Below are 19,961 nucleotides of genomic sequence, written 5' to 3'. Positions count from 1 at the left end.
AAATTATTTTTGGACAACACAGGGGGAGTTACATTATGAAATTTTCAAAACGAATTAAGCAATTATCAGTTTTAGCAGGGGCACTTTTAGTCGCTGTTACCTTAACAGCATGTGGCTCATCAAATAAATCATCGAGTTCAAAATCAACCTATAAATCAGAGCTAGTGAACAAAGGAACGCTGACGGTTGGGCTTGAAGGGGCATTTAAACCCTATTCATACCGTCAAAATGGCAAATTAGTCGGCTTTGAAGTCGATTTGAGCCGTGATATTGCCAAAAAACTTGGCTTAAAAGTTAAATTTGAACCAACAAAGTGGGACAGTTTGATTGCCGGAGTTGGAAGTGGCAAGTTTGACGCCGCCCTCAATAACATCACTGTGACGCCGGAACGCCAAAAGACGTATCGTTTCTCAACGCCTTATATCAATTCACAGTACGTCTTAGTAACGCGCAAAGGGGACAACAGCATTAAGGGTATTAACGACATCAAGGGCAAGCGCCTTGTTGAAGGAACCGGTTCAGATAACGCAGCAATCGCCAAGAAGTATGGTGCAACCGTTGTGCCAAATGGTGATTTCCCAACAACGCTACAGATGCTCAAACAAAAACGTGGTGAAGCCACCATTAACTCATTGGGTTCATGGTTAGTTTATGCAAAAGATAACTCAACTGCTGGATTAAAGTACCAAAAGCTTGATCCAGAAAAGGTTCCAGTTGCTAAGGTTGCAGCACTCTTGAACAAAAAGTCACCTAAACTTCAGAAAAAAATCAGTCAAGCAATCAAAGATTTGAAGGCTGATGGAACGTTGACGAAGCTGTCAAAGAAGTACTTTGGTGCAGATATCAATAACTAGTGTTGCCTGCTTCAATCACTATAAGAATCACTAGAAAACAAAAAATAGCACGTTTCTCTACTTATCGAGGAATGTGCTATTTTTGCAACTAATTGATTGCTTCGCCACCCGTCACGCCATAAATTTGACCCGTGACGTAACTTGCTTCATTTGATGCTAGAAAGACGTAAACCGGCGCAAGTTCCACTGGCTGACCGGCACGTCCAAGGAGTGCGTTTTGACCAAATTTGGGAATCGCGTCCTGTGGTTGGCCACCAGCTAATTGAATCGGCGTCCAAATGGGACCGGGCGCCACACCGTTCACTCGAATGCCCTTTTTGATGAATTGTTGCGATAAATTGATTGTAAAGTTAGCGATGGCAGCCTTGGTGGTTGCGTAGTCCAAAAGTTGGGGGCTGGGATTGAATCCCTGAATAGACGAGGTTGTCAAAATGGCGCCACCAGCGGGGAGATGTGGTTCTGCCGCCTTGACGATGGCGAACATGGAAATGATGTTGACCATGAAGGTGTCTTTCACCTGGTGCATTGAAAGATCTGCGATATCCTTGTGTGCAATTTGCTGTGCAGCGTTTAAGACAAGCGTGTCGAGCCCGCCCAGCTCTTCGACGGCTTTGGCGACCATTTCCTCGGGTGCAGCTTCATCTCTCAAATCGTGAGAAAGCAGGACGCATTTTCGGCCGGCTTCCTTGATTAAGGTTGCGACCATGTTGACGTCGGTTTCTTCACCGGGCAAATATTGAATGGCAACATCAGCGCCTTCACGAGCAAAGGCAATCGCAACTGCCCGGCCAATTCCGGAATCGGCACCAGTGATGAGAACGCGCCGATTCAACAGGCGGTCGTGACCTTCATAGCTGGTCTCGCCACAATCAGGTTGCGGATTCATTTCAGATTGTAGAGCGGGGGCTGCTTGATCTTGATCAGGAAATTCATGACGATAGTACAATTCACGGGGGTCCTGAAGATGGGGTTCAGTCATATAAACGTCCTCCTAAATGAGTGTGTTGATGCGTTAATTTCAGTCTAACGTATGCCAATTTGGACGGATAGTTATTTGCTTATCGGTTTATGGCGTAAAATAGAAGAAAACCAGGGGGGCAACATTAATGAGTAAAGAACGCGTGTTACCAGAAGCACGAGCGGTCAAACAGGATCCGGATTTTATTAACGTTCATGAAGTGGTCCCAGACATTATTGTTGATTTGAAATACGCAACCGCGGCTAATTTTACTGGCAAAAAAGTCTATGATTTTAGCCAAGCGATTTCGCGGGCCGGGACGGTTAAAAAATTAGGAATTGCCGCTAAAATACTGCGTCAACAGGGATTCCGAATCAAAATTTGGGATGCGTATCGCCCCACGTATGCCCAAAAGAAACTGTACGAAGTTTATCCAGACGAGATGTGGGTGGCAAAGCCCAATCCAAATTACAGTCATGAAAAGGGGGTCACCTTTGATTTGACACTAACGGATCTGGATGGCAATGAAGTTGACATGCAAAGCGACTTTGATGATTTCACCGGTAAGGCAAAACGCAGTTATCCGAGAAGTGTCGTTCAAGAGAAAAATTATCAAGCCCTGAAAATCGCAATGGAACAGGCTGGCTTTCATGGCTATGAAAATGAGTGGTGGGATTATATGGACGACGATGCGGATGAGTATGGTCCTATGCAGGTGGACCCTAAAAAATATTAAGGAGATAAAAATAATGAGAATCAGGCGACTTTAATCGACCTGATTCTTATTATTTTGCCATAATATCTTAGAATACTGTACATAAAGGAAGCACATGGTCTTAAAACCATTTTGTGGGGACTAAAATTGGGATATTAAAAGCTTTACTTATCATGGAACTATAATATAATGTTAATCAATCATGGGGGAAACCTTGATGGGGCTTAAATTTTAGTGGGATTTAAGCTGTAGATAATTATAAAGCGACGGGAAGCTTCGTGATTTGTCGATTCAGAACAAGTGTATTTGTAGGGAGGATAACTACATATGAAGATTAATTATAGGGGTAATTTTGTGTCTAAAAAGACACGGGTCAAGTCGGATGAAAAAGAACGTTTTAAATTGTACAAATCAGGTAAGAAGTGGGTTGTAGCTGGTTTGATTACGACATTTTTCTTCTTTTTAGGTGCTGCACAGGTGGATAGCGCAAGCGCCGCCACAACTGAGGATCCAGCAACCGAGCAAACGGCGACAACGCAGTCTGATGCGACTCAAAATGCGTCAGGCACAACTTCTGACGGTACCTCAGATGCCGCTTCAGATGGCACATCTGATGGCGCTTCGGACGCGGCTTCGGATGCAAACGAAGATGCTGATGGTGACGGCCTTACCACGGCTCAAGAAACCGCAGCTGGGACCGATGCAACGAAGGCTGATACTGATGGGGATGGCATTAAGGATGGCGCAGATATTAATCCACTAACTTCTGATGCGCCCGCTAAGGAAGGAGCCACAGCCGCTCCGAAGGCTGCGACTCCAGCTACCGCAACTTCTGAAAGTACCTCAGAAAAAAGCACAGCGACCAGTGACCAAACTGCAGCAAAGGCTGGTGACGTGGTCAGAAATGGCTCAGTCACCACTGATGAAAGTACCAACCCCACCGTTGAGTTAGGGGACGGATCAACCGAAGATGGAACCAGTCAAACTGATTCTTAAAAACAAGGAATCGTGACGGATCCTAAGACGGGGGGCGCGCTTTTTAAAGGAACCTTGTTCGGCTCTAATGGCGCCCAAGCGGAAAATAGTGCAACGGCAAATCTAGGTGACAGTGAGACTGCTTCAGCAACAATCCAGCAGGCAAATGCTGACACGGACCGTGCAAATGGACAGTACGGCGACGTCACCGCAAAAGATGGAGCCGATTTGGAAGCGACGGATAATGATGACCTAGATGATGATCTCAACGTTACTGGCGCAATCCTCAATGGGACGGAAGCAAATACAGAGACACCCGCTACCGATAGTTTCAACAACCAAGGCGCAATCAGTTCGGACAGCGAAAATCTTCAAGAACGAGGGACAACCCTCTATGCAAATGCGCAACAATCAGGAATTAACGTTTCGTCGCTCGGTAACAATGAGCACGGGACGACCATTGGTGTACCTTCACTTATTGGCGATTCTGTCAGTGTTGGCACATTTTTGGTAACGGCCAATGATGGGGTCGGTATCACAATTGAAAATGAGTCAACCGGCGAATTATTTCAAATTACGGATTACAACCTTGCCAGAGAATATGCTGTCAATAGCACCATTACGAGCAAGACGATTGTTAAAACCGCGTTCAATGGCGCTGGTATGGAAGACATTACATCTTTCTTTACGGATACAATTGTCGGCAATTTAAATACATTAGCATCGAAACCTTTGACAGCTATCTCTACTGGGATTGGTGCTGCAGTTAACGCAATCGGAAGTCTAGCCGGTTCTTTGGGACTAAGTGATATTGCTGACGCTGCGTCAGTTTATCAAGAGGCAATTAATAATGCGGTCAAGCAGGCAAATGACATGACCGCTTCCGGAAATAATTTGATGGAAAATGGGGTTGCTGTTAGCGAATTAGTTAATGCGACCTACGATGCCGCAACGGGCACCATTAGTGCGTTCAGTAACGCATCAGCGACAGCCGCCATCTCAGGAATGATTACGAACTACCTTTATGGCTGGGAGTCATCAACAAGCAATGTTTTGGCTGGAATTACTGGGACGAGCACGGATAATTCGACCGGTTCAACGGCGCTATCAAACTTGATGAACGCAATTGCGGGAAATTCAATTTTTAGCGTTGCATCAGATGCGTTATCAGCTGCATTAGATACAGCATCAACAACACTTCAAGATGGAATTGATACGGCTGTTGCTACCGTATCGAACTTTTTGACTGATGATACCCTCGACAAACTGGTTAGATCTGCCATTGATGGTGGATTTGGGGCAAGTACGACGACAATCGTCCCAATTACTTGGACCGACCCAGATTTAAACGCTGCAGGTGTTGCAGCTGGTGATTTCATTGGGGAACAATTTAACGAAGCAACGAGGTTATACAACACCGTTACGCGTGCCGACACAACGATTGCCTACCAAAATGTGGATAAATCCCAACTTGAAGCACTAAATCCTAGCGCTGATATTTTGAGTAACGTCAATGCTTCACAGGAAGATGTTGATGATGCCATTCGGGCGCTTGACGAAACGGTGACGGTTACAACGCCAACCCAAGTGGTCGTTGGGAGCATTACCCTCAACACCATTATTGGCACAACTGACCAAACAGCTGAAGGCGCGTTGACGGATGCTTTAGCGAATGGAACTGCATTTAGCACTGACGTGGATGGATTGGCACCAAACTTAACGGTTGATGACTTCACAATCACTCAAAATGATGGCTCGACCTACGCTTATACTTACCAATTGAACGAAAGTGGCATTGCTAAAGTTAATGCGGCGGTTGACGCACTTGATACCGATGAATCAGATTACAGCATTAATGATCCAGAGGATGTTAAAGGAGCCATCAATACAACGATTGATACTGATAATGATGGTGTGACGGATGCAACTGAGACGTCTGATGGGACAGATCCAACGCTGCCAGATACGGATAGTGACGGTGTGACTGACGGAACTGAAAAGTCAGACAGCACTGATCCTAATAAACCAGATACCGATGGCGATGGTGTGACGGATGGTACTGAAAAGTCCGATAGTACCAATCCGCTTAAGCCAGATACCGATGGCGATGGTGTGACTGATGGGACTGAGAAATCAGATAAAACTGATCCTAATAATCCCGATACCGATGGTGGTGGAACAAGTGATGGTCAAGAAAAAATTGACGGCACCGATCCACTCGATCCAACAAATGATAAAAATCATCCAGATACAGATAGTGATGGGGTTAGCGATACGACTGAAAAGTCTGATGGCACCGATCCAGAAAATTCTGATTCTGATAGCGACGGTGTGACGGATGGAACCGAAAAATCAGACGGAACTGATCCGCTGAAGTCAGATACCGATAGTGATGGTGTTTCTGATGGGACCGAAAAATCCGATGGCACTGATGGGACAAAACCAGATACCGACGGCGATGGTGTGACTGATGGGACTGAGAAATCAGACAAAACTGATCCACTAAAACCAGATACCGATGGTGGTGGCACAACTGATGGTCAAGAAAAAACGGATGGCACCGATCCACTCGATCCAACGGATGATAAAGACCATCCTGATACTGATAGTGATGGTGTCACGGATATTACCGAAAAGTCTGATGGGACTGATCCGGAAAATTCAGACTCAGATTCTGACGGAGTGAGCGATGGCACTGAGAAATCTGATGGCACTGACCCACTCAAATCAGATACCGATGGCGATGGCGTCACGGATGGCACTGAAAAGTCGGACGGGACTGACCCACTGAAGTCAGATACGGATGGCGACGGGGTCAATGATGGCACCGAAAAATCTGACGGGACTGATCCGCACAAATCTGATACCGATGGCGATGGTGTCACTGATGGGACTGAAAAATCCGATGGCACTGACCCGCTTGATCCAGCGGAAAATAAAGATCATCCAGACACAGACGGTGACGGTATCACTGACAATACAGAAAAAGCAGACGGGACTGATCCAAATAAATCAGACACTGATTCGGATGGCGTGACTGACGGAACTGAGAAGTCCGATGGCACTGATCCTAATAAGTCAGATACCGATGGCGATGGGGTCACTGATGGCACCGAAAAATCCGATGGCACGAACCCACTTAAATCCGATACAGACGGCGATGGTGTGACTGACGGAACAGAAAAATCCGATGGGACTGATCCTAACAAGGCCGATACCGATGGTGGTGGGGTCACTGATGGCACCGAAAAGTCAGAGGGTACTGACCCTAAAGATTCAGATGATGACGCTAAGCCAACGGACACGGATGGTGATGGCGTTTCTGATGATACTGAGAAGACCGATGGAACGGACCCACTGAAGTCAGATACCGATGGTGATGGTGTTGATGATGGCACTGAAAAGTCAGACGGTACGAATCCTAATGAGACGGATACCGATGGCGATGGTGTTTCTGATAACAGTGAAAAAACCGATGGCACTAATCCAAACAAGTCAGATACAGACGGCGACGGTGTGACTGATGGAACAGAGAAATCTGATGGTACCGATGCAAACAATCCTGACACCGATAGTGATGGCGTGACTGATGGCACCGAAAAATTTGACGGGACTGATCCACTTAAGTCAGATACGGATGGCGATGGCGTCACTGATGGAACGGAGAAATCCGATGGCACTAATCCGTCAAATTCAGATACAGATCACGATGGTGTGACGGATGGGACCGAAAAGAGTGATGGTACTGATCCTAAAAATCCAGACACTGACGGTGGCGGAACCACTGATGATGATGAAAAATCTGACGGAACAGATCCACTAGATTCCACAGATGATAAGGCGCACACCGATACCGACAGTGATGGTGTGACCGATACACAAGAAAAGTCAGACGGTACGAATCCGAATAATCCTGATACTGATGGCGACGGTGTGACTGATGGAACTGAAAAGTCGGACGGAACTGACCCTAATAAGTCAGATACCGATGGCGATGGGGTTGACGATAGTACTGAAAAGTCTGATGGCACGGACGGTACTAAGACGGATACCGATAGTGACGGCGTTTCCGATGGTACTGAAAAGTCAGAGGGCACGGATGGTGCAAACCCTGATACTGATGGTGATGGCTTAACTGACGGCTCTGAAAAATCAGAAGGAACCGATCCACTTAAGTCGGATACGGATGGCGATGGGGTGACTGATAACACTGAGTTATCAGACGGAACCGACCCTAATAAATCCGACACCGATGGCGATGGCGTCACTGATGGGACGGAAAAATCCGATGGGACTGACCCACTTGATCCAGCGGAAAAACAAGATCATCCAGATACAGACGGTGATGGCGTTACCGATGCCACTGAAAAATCTGATGGGACTGATCCAAATAAATCTGATACAGACGGCGATGGCATTTCTGATGGAACAGAAAAATCAGACGGAACGGATGGCACTAAGTCGGATACCGATGGTGATGGTGTTTCTGATGGGACTGAAAAGGCCGATGGCACCGATCCTAAAGAGACCGACACAGATGGCGACGGTGTAACGGATGGCACCGAGAAATCGGATGACACCAATCCTAATAAACCTGATACAGACGGTGACGGCGTTTCTGACGGGACTGAAAAGACCGATGGTACCAATCCTAAAGAAACTGATACAGACGGTGATGGTTTAACGGATGGTTCCGAAAAGTCAGAGGGAACTGACCCTAATAAGTCCGACACGGACGGTGATGGGATTTCTGATAAAACGGAGCTTTCCGATGGCACCGACCCTAATAAATCAGATACCGATGGGGATGGGGTTAATGATGGCACCGAAAAATCTGATGGGACTGATCCACTAAAAACGGACACTGATGGTGGCGGTGTAACGGATGGCCAAGAAAAAATCGATGGCACTAACCCCAAAGATCCAACAGATGATAAGAGCCACGTTGATACCGATGGCGATGGGGTTACAAATGCAACTGAAAAGATTGATGGCACTGACCCAACTAAACCAGATACAGACGGTGATGGGGTTACAGATGGCACTGAAAAGTCAGACGGCACTAATCCAACTAAATCTGATACCGATGGCGATGGGGTCGATGATGGCACCGAGAAATCGGATGGCGCGAATCCATTAAGTTCAGATACTGATAAAGATGGCCTGAGTGACGGAACTGAGAAGACAGAGGGTACTGATCCTAAGAATCCTGATTCTGATGGTGGCGGCACAACTGATGGGAAAGAGATTGAAGACGGCACCGATCCCAAAAAACCAGGTGATGACGTTTCTCATCCAGATACTGACAGCGATGGCGTGACAGATGAATCCGAAATATCAGATGGCACTGATCCTCTAAAATCAGATACCGATGAAGATGGTGTTCCTGATGGTCAAGAAAAGTCAGATGGCACTGATCCATTGAAATCCGATACGGATGGTGATGGGGTCGATGACGGCACTGAAAAGTCAGACGGCACTAATCCAACTAAATCCGATACAGATGGTGATGGGATTTCAGACAGTACTGAAAAATCCAATGGCACTGATGGCACTAAACCAGATACCGATGGCGATGGCGTCACTGACGGTTCTGAAAAATCCGATGGGACTGACCCACTGAAACCAGATACCGATGGTGATGGCGTTACTGATGGGACTGAAGAATCAGACGGCACTAACCCGAACAAGTCCGACACGGACGGCGACGGTGTTCCTGATGGGACAGAAAAATCCGACGGCACTGACCCGAACAAGTCCGACACGGACGGCGACGGTGTTCCTGATGGCACTGAGAAGTCAGATGGCACCGATGGCACCAAACCAGATACCGATGGCGATGGTGTGACGGATGGTACCGAAAAATCCGATGGGACTGATCCGAATAAGACGGATACCGATGGTGGTGGAACAACTGATGGTCAAGAAAAGTCAGATGGGACTAACCCATTAAATCCTAAAGATGATCAGGACCATCCAGATACGGACGGCGACGGCATTACTGATGAAACTGAAAAATCAGATGGCACCAGCCCATTTGATCCAGATACGGATAATGATGGGGTCACAGACGGCACTGAGAAATCCGATGGCACCGATCCGAATAAGACTGATACCGATGGTGATGGGGTCACTGATGGTACTGAGAAATCAGATGGCACTAACCCGACTCAGCCTGACACGGATGGTGACGGCGTTGATGATGGTACTGAGAAGTCAGATGAGACCAACCCAAATAAGTCGGATACCGACGGCGATGGCCTGACTGACGGAACAGAAAAAACGATTGAAACTGATCCTAATAAACCCGACACAGATGGGGATGGCGTCACTGATGGGACTGAGATATCCGATAAGACTGACCCACTTGATTCAACGGATCACAAAACTCATACAGATACGGACGGCGACGGGGTTACTGATGACACCGAAAAATCAGACGGCACGGACCTAAACAAGTCCGATACGGATGGCGACGGCGTCACTGATGGCACTGAGAAGTCAGATGGTACTGATGGGACAAAATCCGATACTGATGGTGATGGTGTCGACGATGGCACCGAGAAATCTGATGGGACTAATCCACTAAGTTCCGATACCGATAAAGATGGCCTGAGTGATGGTGCTGAGAAGTCAGCGGGAACTGATCCTAAGAACCCAGCGGGAACTGATCCTAAGAACCCAGACACTGATGGTGGTGGCACTACTGATGGGAAAGAAATTGACGATGGGACCGATCCATTAGACCCAACTGACGATGTTTCTCATCCAGATACCGACAGTGATGGCGTGACGGATGAGTCCGAAGTATCCGATGGCACTGATCCAAAGAATCCAGATACGGATAACGATGGCGTCACTGATGGTCAAGAAAAATCAGATGGCACTGATCCTAAGAACTCAGATACTGATGGTGATGGCATTACTGATGGTACCGAAAAGTCGGATGGCACTAACCCGAATAAGTCAGACACTGATGGCGATGGGCTAACCGATGGCGCTGAGAAGTCAGAGGGAACGGATCCTAATAAATCAGATACCGACGGCGATGGGGTTAACGATGGTACAGAAATTTCAGATGGCACTGACCCACATAAGACGGATACTGATGGCGGCGGTGCAACTGATGGTCAAGAAAAATCAGATGGCACAGACCCACTCGATCCTTCAAATGACGTCAAACATCCAGATACGGATAAGGATGGCGTAACGGATGCCACTGAGAAGTCGGATGGCACTGACCCAACAAAATCCGATACTGATGGAGATGGCGTCAATGATGGCACTGAGAAATCGGACGGGACCAACCCAACTAAGTCTGATACAGATGGCGATGGCGTAACAGATGGCACCGAAAAATCAGATGGCACTAATCCTAATAAGACTGATACGGATGGTGACGGTGTGACGGATGCCACCGAGAAGTCGGATGGCACTAACCCTAATAAATCTGATACAGATGGGGATGGCGTCAATGATGGCACCGAAAAATCAGACGGCACTGATCCTAATAAAGCTGACACAGATGGCGACGGTTTGACTGACGGCGCTGAGAAGTCAGAGGGGACTGATCCTAAGAATCCTGATACTGATGGTGATGGGGTAACCGACGGAACTGAAGTGACTGATAAGACTGATCCACATAAGACGGATACAGACGGTGATGGTGTCGCTGATGGTCAGGAAAAGACGGATAAAACCGATCCAACAGATCCTAATGACTACAAGAATCATCCCGATACCGATGGAGATGGTGTATCAGATGCAACTGAGGCCGTTGATGGAACAGATCCTAACAAGGCTGATACCGATGGTGATGGTGTCACTGATGGTCAAGAAAAAATTGATGGCACTGATGGCACAAGATCGGATACGGATGGTGACGGCCTGACTGACGGCGCCGAAAAGTCAGACGGGACGAATCCTAATAAGACTGATACGGATGGCGATGGCATTTCAGATAACACTGAAGTCACAAACAAGACCAACCCTAATAAAGCCGATACTGACAACGATGGGGTCAACGATAAGCAGGAACAAATCGATGGCACTAACCCACTAAAATCAGATACTGACGGCGATGGCGTCAATGATGGTACCGAAAAGTCAGACGGGACGAATCCACTGAATCCTGATACGGATGGCGACGGCGTCAACGATGGTGTTGAGAAGTCAGATGGCACTAGCCCAAATAGGGCAGATACTGATGGCGATGGTGTCAAAGATGGCGTTGAGAAGTCAGACGGGACCGATCCACTAAAGGCCGATACCGATGGCGATGGTGTCAATGATGGTGTTGAAAAGTCGGATGGCACCAATCCACTAAAGGCCGATACCGATGGTGATGGTGTCAATGATGGCGTTGAAAAGTCAGATGGTACTAGCCCAAATAAGGCCGATACTGATGGTGGTGGAACCAATGATGGTCAAGAGAAGATCGATAAGACCAATCCGCTCGATCCTTCCGATGATGTTGCCCACCCTGATACCGATAACGATGGGGTAACGGATGCCACTGAGAAATCAAACAACACGGATCCATTAAACGTCGACACTGATGGTGATGGCGTGACTGATGGCACTGAGAAATCGAACGGGACGAATCCACTGAAGCCTGATACTGATGGCGACGGCGTCAACGATGGTATTGAAGAGTCGGATGGCACGAATCCATTGAAGCCTGATACGGATGGTGATGGGGTTACCGATGGTACTGAAAAGTCGGACGGCTCTAGTCCATTTATGTCTGATACTGATGGTGATGGTGTGACTGATGGTCAAGAAAAGACTGATGGCACGAATCCAACTAAGTCCGACACTGATGGTGGTGGAACCAACGATGGCCAAGAAAAGCTTGATGGCACTGATCCATTAGATCCTTCCGATGACGTTTACCACGCTTCAGCTACTCCTGGCGGAACACCAACGACTCCTAGTGAGCCAGGTGAAACTAAGTCGGACGCGGTAGAATTTAATGAAGTGGTTGACGCTACTGAGGAAACGAATTCGGATAATGAGTCACCTAAATCAGGTGCAAAGCAATCCGGGTCAAACGATAGTGATTCAAGTAGTAAGGCTGGGAGTAAGAATTCTTCCGCCGCCGCAACTGCTGATTCAACAAACGGTAACGTTAATGGAAGTAACGTTAAATCTCCAAAGGACAGTTTGCCACAAACCAATGAAACAACTGGTAATGCGGCAGCTGAAGCGGGACTTGCAATGGTGGCTCTTACCAGCCTACTTGCACTCTTTGGATTACGTCGAAAGAATCGCAAAGACGAGGAGTAACAAAAAGCTAATTTGAAATGACGCTAAAAAGGAGCCACTCGATTTTAAGGTCAGGTGGCTTCTTTACATAAATGGTTTTATAGTAAAATTAAGATAACAAAAATTCATAATTAACGGGGGATGTCACGATGTTTTTCTTTGTAGGGCAAACGATGAAAATTAAAGTGTCAGGAATCGAAAATGCGCAAATTAAACGGTTGGTCTTATTTCGAAAATTTGGTAAGCCAGCTAAAATTTTAACAATGCTTTATGATCCCGAAACTAGCGTTAGAATGGCAGCTCACGGCGTACACGCCGATGAATATTTTAACTTGTATGATTATTTGTGCGATATTCGTGAAGTTGAACAACGGCAAATTCAACCGACAGACATATTAAAAATGGCCAAATTACCGTTATCATCAGTGACAGAAAAGAATAAACGATACTACCTTAAGGGAAAGCTCACCTTATTTATCGATACGTTCTCAAACGGAAACGTAAAGCGCGTTTTGCACTACGGTCCTGATGAAAAATACACGTCGGAAGATAAGTATGATGTTCGCGGATTTTTATCATCAACCATTATTTTTGATGTTAATCAGCGCCGCCTAGTTGATATTTACTATGATTTAGCGGGCAACAAGCGCATCACACAGCGTTGGCAACTCAAGGATGAAAAGGTCAGTAAAACGTCGGTTATCGTCGATGATGGCCAGCGCAAAACAATCCTAACTGGGAAAAATGAATTACAAGCCTATTTTCTTAGCCAATTGGCCGAAGCTTTCCCGCAATCGGCCTTCATCACTGACCGAGCATTAGACGTTTCCTGGGCAATGGAAAACACGAAGACGCCCATTTATAAGGCCCTCTTCTTGCACAATATTCACGCGACCAACCTCCTAAAGAATCCCACATCAAAGGACTATAATTTTAACTATCGCCAACCCCTACTAAATTTGAATCAGTGGGACTGCATGATTGCACAAACGGACCAACAGGCTGCCGACTGTCGCCTCCAGTTTCCAGATGATAAAGTAGTGAAAATTTCTGGTGCTTCGTGGGATCCTGAAACTGTTACAAAGAATAAGCTAAAGGATCGCCAACCCTATAAAATGATTTCAATTTCGCGAATTTCACCCGAAAAGCGGATTGAAGAACAGATTCATATTTTTAACAAAATTCACGCGGAGATTCCGGATGCCACGTTTGATATTTGGGGCTTGGTTTCTGATGATGACTACTTTGATAAATTGAAGCAGCAAATTAAAGAGTTGAAGCTAGAAAAGGAAATCCAATTTCACGATTTCGCACTAGATATTTCCAAGGTGTACGACGAAGCGCAACTGATGATTGTAACTAGTGAGTACGAAGGCGTGATGCTGGTCATTAATGAAGCCCTATCACACGGCGTTCCAGTGATTGCTTATGATTTCAAATACGCACCGCGCGAATTCATTATTCCTGGCGAAAATGGCAATATTGTTGCGATGGGCGATCGTGGAATCGCGGCCAGTACCGGGATTGATTTGCTGCAGGACAAGAAAAAGTGGCAAGAATATAGCAATCACGCCTACGAATCTGCGCTGCGGTTTAGTCAAAAAGAAGTCTTTGCGCAGTGGCAACAAATTAGTGAGCGGGCGGCAGAATTTTACGAGAAAGGCGGTCAACAATGATGCTATATCTCATCAATGGAACTTTGAATGCTAAAAACACGATTATCGAAAAGACGAGTCTTAAGCGTCTCAAAATGTTCAATGAAATGGGCGTTGATGCGACCCTTCTACTCATGCATTTTTCACCAAATTGGCGTAAAACCGCTGGGACAATCGTTGCTCAAAAGGGTCAAATTAAATCGCTATTTGATGAACTGCAAGGCTTTGAACAACCGACAGCTAGTCCACTCTCGGTGAATGATTTTCATGATTTGGATGGCTACTTTAGAATGCACCCTGAGAGTCGAGACTATCAATTTCAGGATGGTGACCTAACCGTTGCCGAAGCGCAAACTGATAAACGGGGAAAAGTGGAACAAGTTCGGTACTTTGACCGGTTAGGGAATCAAATTCAATTGGACTATTTCAATGACTTAGGCCGGTTGGCGATGACAGCCTATCAACGGGATGGCGTCACGGCAGCGCAAACTTATTTTGATCAGGCAGACAAGACGGCCTTAACGGCGACGTTTGATCAAAAGCACTACGCAACTTTTAGTAAGGCTGGTCAGCATGCGCGATTTTATAGCAGGCAAGACTTAGAATTGGAATTTTTAGAGCAGCGCCTAAAGCCTGGCGATATCGTTGTCACTGAAAGAACGGACTACGATGAGTTGCTGGCAAAATTACCCCAAACTATTCTAAAAGTGGGGACCATCTATAACGAAATTCCGAAAAAGTTAGCCGCCTACGATGCGTTGCTTGTTAGAAATGATAATCAGGCGCAAATGGCTGAAAAAGCAGGCGTTCAAGTGGTACGTGGTAACGATTATCAAACGGATGAAACTGAAGCTTGGACAACGTTACTGGCGAGTTTGGCGAAAAAATAATTGGAGCGGATTAGCATGACGAAAGAATCGAAATCTGAATATCAGTCATACGTCGTCAATCTTAAGAAGGTAGCTTATGATGGCGTTATTAACCAAAATAATCGGAAGGATGGGATGTACGCTGGAAATCCCTGGCCCGTTCGTGCGGGTGAGACGATTAAATCGGGTGGCGACCTCGGCCAGTTTCATGGCGAAACGGTGGCCGTTTTTGAGGAAATGTTGCTCAACATTGGCTCAATTTGGTGTCACGTCACAATTCGGGATGAAGCTTACTGGATTGCGAAGGATGCGTTAGAGGTGCCGACCAGGACATATACTTTTTCGAAAACGCCATACTTGGCCCAATTGAACTTCACGGAACATTTGCCCATCTACGAAAACTTGCCGTACAGCACGCCCACAGCGCACGTTAAACGCCGGTCGATTAGGAAAAATTACTTTAAGGAAAATGTTGTCCAAGTCTTTGAAGAAGCGACGAGTTCAGCTGGTACATTTGTCCATGTGATTGATAATCGCAGAACAATTTGGATTAATAAGGAATTTATAACGAATGAAGGCACTGTTTTGCCGCTTATTAATATTACTGGAGATGTTTTTAAGCTCGCAAAGGGGCGGACGGCAGTTGTCCCAGTGACAATTCATCTCCTCAATCAGACCCCCGTAACAGCTTGGGGGCGAATCACCGTTCAGGGCGCTTCGAGTGCAAGTTGGGCGCGCCATAATTATGAAATTCAACTATTTAAGGATGTGACAACTCGAGAACCTTTGAAGCTGAAACTATTTGATTGGCAACAAGCAAGGTCCAAATTTTCTTTGAGGTCTGACTACATGGATCCGACTCACGTGAGGACGCAAACCGCTTTAAATTTATGGCGGGCCATTTTAAAAACGGATGATGCTTACGTCAATACGGTGCGGGATACTGATTTTCTGGGCACTACAGCCGGCTATCCAGTTAATTTAAGCATGAACGGTGAAACGACCGGAATCTACAATTTAATGACCTATTTGGATGCAAATTCGTTAGAAATTGATTCTCGCTCATCGTCCGAAATAATGATTATGGGGCGCCAAGGCCACACAGATAGGCCAGGTTTAGTATTTTCTGAATCGCACCCTCATTTAGATGGCAGTGATTTTGACATTATGAGCCATCAATCAGCTGGAAATAAAGTGGTGCGAGAGTCGATTTATCGGTTAACCAGCTTCATTCATGAGGCAAGTGATGCGGAATTTTACGCGAAGGCCAACGACTACTTTGACCCAATCAAGGTGATTAATTACTTTCTGTTCGTGATTGCAACTGATGCATACGACAATATGACGCACAATAACGTGATGTACACGTATGACGGGCAAAAGTGGTTGTTTACGATTCTGGATTTAGACGCTGTTTTCATGGTGGGAACGGCTGGCCACAAGGTCAATCCTGAAAGTAAAAATCATCAAAAAACGGTTGATGATCAAACGAGTCCCCTTTGGGAGAAAATGAAGCGGACGTTTGCAACTGAGATTCAGCAACAGTGGCAAGCTTTGCGCCAAACGGTGCTGCAGTCCGATTTAATTATGGCAGATGCCGAAGCACAAGCAGGCCAGATTAAGCAATCAGTCAAGCTGGATCAAGCATTGTGGGAGTCGCCTGCAAATTGGTTTACGCTTGATTATTTAAAGGATTATTTGCCCAAACATTTGGCAGAATGTGATGCATGGGTGGATCAGTTAACGAAATAGGAATGGGAACGTTCATCTAATTGGGATGAGCGTTTTTTTGTTTTCTTTATAATCCTCAATAACTTAACGATTGGTAAAGCACTTCCTGCTTTAAACTTCATTTAACCTCACGCCTATAGACTCAATAACATTAAAGCTAAGGAGATGGGAAATTGAACTTTTTAAAACGGGCACAGCAATATCTCATTCACAAAAAGGGACAAAGCTTTCTCCTCTTTCTGATAATGACAGCCATTTTAATTTTCATTCTTTCAGGTATCATCATTCAAAGTGCCGCAGTCAGCGCCACAGAGAGTGCAACAAAATCAGCAGGAACGACAATCACCGTTTCAGCGAACCGAAATAAAATGTTCAAAAATATGAAACCAGGGAGCTCTAGTTCCACTAAGATCACAACGCCAACGGTTTCAAATGCAAAGGCGAAAAAGGCCGGACAATTAAGTACGGTCGCCAGTTACAATATTCAAACGACTGCCTCAGTTACCGCTAACTCGTTTGATCCGATAGAAACCACAACTGGTTCTTCGGGAGCAATGAAGGGTGGACCAGGCGGCACTAGCAGTACCTCTTCCGGCGACACAACGCTAAGTGGGGTTACGAGCACTAAACTAGCTTCGGATTTCACGTCTAAGACTTCTAAATTAGTATCTGGCCGAAATATTACAGCTAGTGATGCCGGCACAAAAAATGTCGTCATTGAAAAGCAATTAGCTAAGCAAGATGCTTTAAAAGTGGGTAGTACCATCAAAATTAAGACGACCTCCAAGAAATATGTCACTATGAAGGTTGTCGGAATCTATAAAACGAGTTCAAGTAGCAGTATGCCAGGTAGCGACCCAAGCAATACGATTTACACCAGTTATACGTTACCAGCCAGCATCAACGGCAAGGAAAACAAGGCAAGCACTGTAACTTATACGTTATCTAACTCGAAGAAATCAAAGGCAACAATCAAGCAAATCAAGTCAATCATTAGCGATTCAGATTTCTCAGTAACATCTGATGATTCAACTTATCAATCATTGCTTCAGCCAATGAAGAACGTTAAAGCGTTTGCCTCTAAAATTGTCTGGTTGGTTGCCGCTGCAGGAACAATTATTCTTGCACTGATTATCATCCTGTCAGTTCGTTCTCGTCGGCGTGAAATTGGAATCCTGGTTTCGTTAGGCGAATCTAAATCAAAGATTGTGGCACAACTATTTTCAGAGTTGTTCATCATCATGATTGCGTCATTAGTAGTGGCCAGCTTATTTGGAAATATTGTGGGTAATAAGGTTGGTAACCAACTTCTGGCACAGCAAAATTCCTCTCTAACAACGTCAACGAGTACGGGCACCTCAACTGGTGGACCAGGCGGTGGTGGTCAGGGACAGGCACCTGGTGGCACTGGTGGCGGCGCCAAAATGGGTCGTCCAGGAATGAGCCAAGGAACAACTTCAACGTCTAAAGCGAGTCAGCTTAAGAGCCTGAAGACGACGATTACGCCATCGTCAATTATGAAGTTGGGTGGTTTAGGATTTGTCATTATCGCGTTGGCAGTGTGTGTTGCTTCAATAGGAATTTTGAGATTGAAGCCAAAGAAAATATTGACGAGTGAATAAACCAGTCCGACTGGTCGCTTTAGCGACATAACTACTTCACTTCAAGGAAGATTCTCGTTCCGAGAATCTCTGATGTTTCGGGCGTTGTCCATTCAACTAAAGCAAAAGTCGCTAAGTTGAAGCATGGCAGTTCGGATGGTTCTCCGTATGAGAATTAGATTTTGCGTCAGCAAAATAGACATTGAAAGCGAATAGGTCCCAGTCCGACTAGTCGTTCTAGCGACATAACTACTTCACTCTAAGGAATATTCTCGTTCCGAGAATCTCTGATGTTCCGGGCGTTGTCCATTCAACTAAAGCAAAAGTCGCTAAGTTGAAGTATGGCAGTTTGGATGGTTCTCCGTATGAGAATCAGATTTTGCGACAGCAAAATAGACATTGAAAACGAGTAGGTCCCAGTCCGACTGGTCGCTTTAGCGACATAACCATTGAAAGCGAAAGGAGCGCACACATGTTAGAAGTTAAAGAACTTACCCATGCGTATGCAAATTCAGAACCGTTATATGAAAATGTTAACCTGAGTTTTGATCAAAGTAAGGTCTATACGTTTGTTGGGGCTTCCGGTTCTGGCAAAACAACTTTTCTATCATTCATTGCTGGATTAGACTCCCCCCAAACGGGAGAAATCACAATTGATGATAAGAATATCAATAAAATTGGGTTAACAAATTATCGCCGCACCAAAATTGCGATGATTTTCCAACAATATAACTTAATGTCATACATGTCAGCGATTGATAACGTTTTGACGGCACTTGATATCACTAAGTCCAGTCATCGCGGTGACAAACAATTTGTGCTTGATTCTTTGAAAAATGTGGGCATTTCAGAAGAAAAGGCACGTAAGAACGTTCAGAAATTATCTGGTGGTGAACAACAGCGAGTGGCCATCGCTAGAGCTTTGGTTGTGGATGCAACAACGGTTATCGCCGATGAACCGACTGGAAATTTAGATGCTGCCAACTCGGAAATGATTTTAAAGTTATTCCAGGATCTGGCGCATAATCATCACAAAACAGTTATCATCGTGACGCATGATTCAGAAATTGCCAAGCAGGGCGATGTCAAAATTGAATTAAAGGATAATCAATTCAAAGTGTCTAACAATTAGGTTTCACTTTAGGGTTGGCAATGAAGTTGGCCCGTTAATAGGGTAAAATAGAGAAAAGCAAAAGGTTGGCTCAAATCGAGAGGTTTGGGGCAACCTTGTTGTGAAATGTTGTGACGATCCACGATTGCTTGCGAGGACTAACGAAGAGCCTGGAAGAGGAACTTGTTCCTCGTAGGCTAGAGTTAGACGTAGTACGCAGTGGAG

General features: G+C 45.7%; 10 protein-coding genes. 9 read left to right on the top strand and 1 reads right to left on the bottom strand.

The features are described from left to right. Nucleotides 1-35: 35 nt before the first annotated feature. Nucleotides 36-854: a transporter substrate-binding domain-containing protein gene (locus FGL90_RS04240; RefSeq protein WP_010619110.1), complete on the top strand. Its 819-nt coding sequence runs from the start codon at nt 36-38 to the stop codon at nt 852-854. A gap of 88 nt (nt 855-942) precedes the next feature. Here the strand turns inward: FGL90_RS04240 and FGL90_RS04235 are convergent, their stop codons facing one another. Then, nucleotides 943-1,833, bottom strand: a complete 891-nt coding sequence (locus FGL90_RS04235; protein WP_147657035.1) for an SDR family oxidoreductase — start codon at nt 1,831-1,833, stop codon at nt 943-945. 127 nt (nt 1,834-1,960) lie between these two features. On the opposite strand from FGL90_RS04235, the gene FGL90_RS04230 reads away from it, so the two are divergent. The 8 genes from FGL90_RS04230 to FGL90_RS04195 all read left to right on the top strand — a co-directional run bounded on the left by FGL90_RS04230 (nt 1,961) and on the right by FGL90_RS04195 (nt 19,757). Further along, nucleotides 1,961-2,548: a M15 family metallopeptidase gene (locus FGL90_RS04230; protein ID WP_010619112.1), complete on the top strand. Its 588-nt coding sequence runs from the start codon at nt 1,961-1,963 to the stop codon at nt 2,546-2,548. 333 nt (nt 2,549-2,881) lie between these two features. Next, nucleotides 2,882-3,523: a KxYKxGKxW signal peptide domain-containing protein gene (locus FGL90_RS04225; protein ID WP_187240442.1), complete on the top strand. Its 642-nt coding sequence runs from the start codon at nt 2,882-2,884 to the stop codon at nt 3,521-3,523. Between the two features lie 12 nt (nt 3,524-3,535). Beyond that, nucleotides 3,536-12,790 carry an LPXTG cell wall anchor domain-containing protein gene (locus tag FGL90_RS04220; RefSeq protein WP_147657031.1) on the top strand — a complete coding sequence of 3,085 codons (9,255 nt, stop codon included), beginning with the start codon at nt 3,536-3,538 and terminating at the stop codon, nt 12,788-12,790. A gap of 152 nt (nt 12,791-12,942) precedes the next feature. Beyond that, the gene (locus FGL90_RS04215; protein WP_187240441.1) at nt 12,943-14,445 is read left to right on the top strand and encodes a glycosyltransferase; all 1,503 of its coding nucleotides are present in this window, start codon (nt 12,943-12,945) and stop codon (nt 14,443-14,445) included. Next, on the top strand, nt 14,442-15,314 hold the full coding sequence (locus FGL90_RS04210; RefSeq protein WP_147657028.1) for a glycosyltransferase family protein: 873 nt from the start codon (nt 14,442-14,444) through the stop codon (nt 15,312-15,314). Before FGL90_RS04215 ends, FGL90_RS04210 begins: the two co-directional genes overlap by 4 nt. Before the next feature lie 15 nt (nt 15,315-15,329). Then, a complete protein-coding gene (locus tag FGL90_RS04205; RefSeq protein WP_147657026.1) occupies nt 15,330-17,045 on the top strand; it encodes a CotH kinase family protein in 1,716 nt (571 codons plus the stop codon). Nucleotides 17,046-17,197: 152 nt separating this feature from the next. Further along, nucleotides 17,198-18,646, top strand: coding sequence for an ABC transporter permease (locus FGL90_RS04200; RefSeq protein WP_147657024.1), 1,449 nt, complete (start codon nt 17,198-17,200; stop codon nt 18,644-18,646). A 451-nt stretch (nt 18,647-19,097) separates the two neighbouring features. Next, entirely contained in the window at nt 19,098-19,757 is a 660-nt protein-coding gene (locus FGL90_RS04195; RefSeq protein WP_010619118.1) for an ABC transporter ATP-binding protein, read from the top strand. Nucleotides 19,758-19,961: the final 204 nt, after the last annotated feature.

The sequence above is a fragment of the Secundilactobacillus malefermentans genome, assembly GCF_008033155.1.
GTDB classification, from domain to species: Bacteria; Bacillota; Bacilli; order Lactobacillales; family Lactobacillaceae; genus Secundilactobacillus; species Secundilactobacillus malefermentans.
Note: the sequence above shows the minus strand (reverse complement) of the source record. Positions and strands in the feature narration are given on the sequence as shown.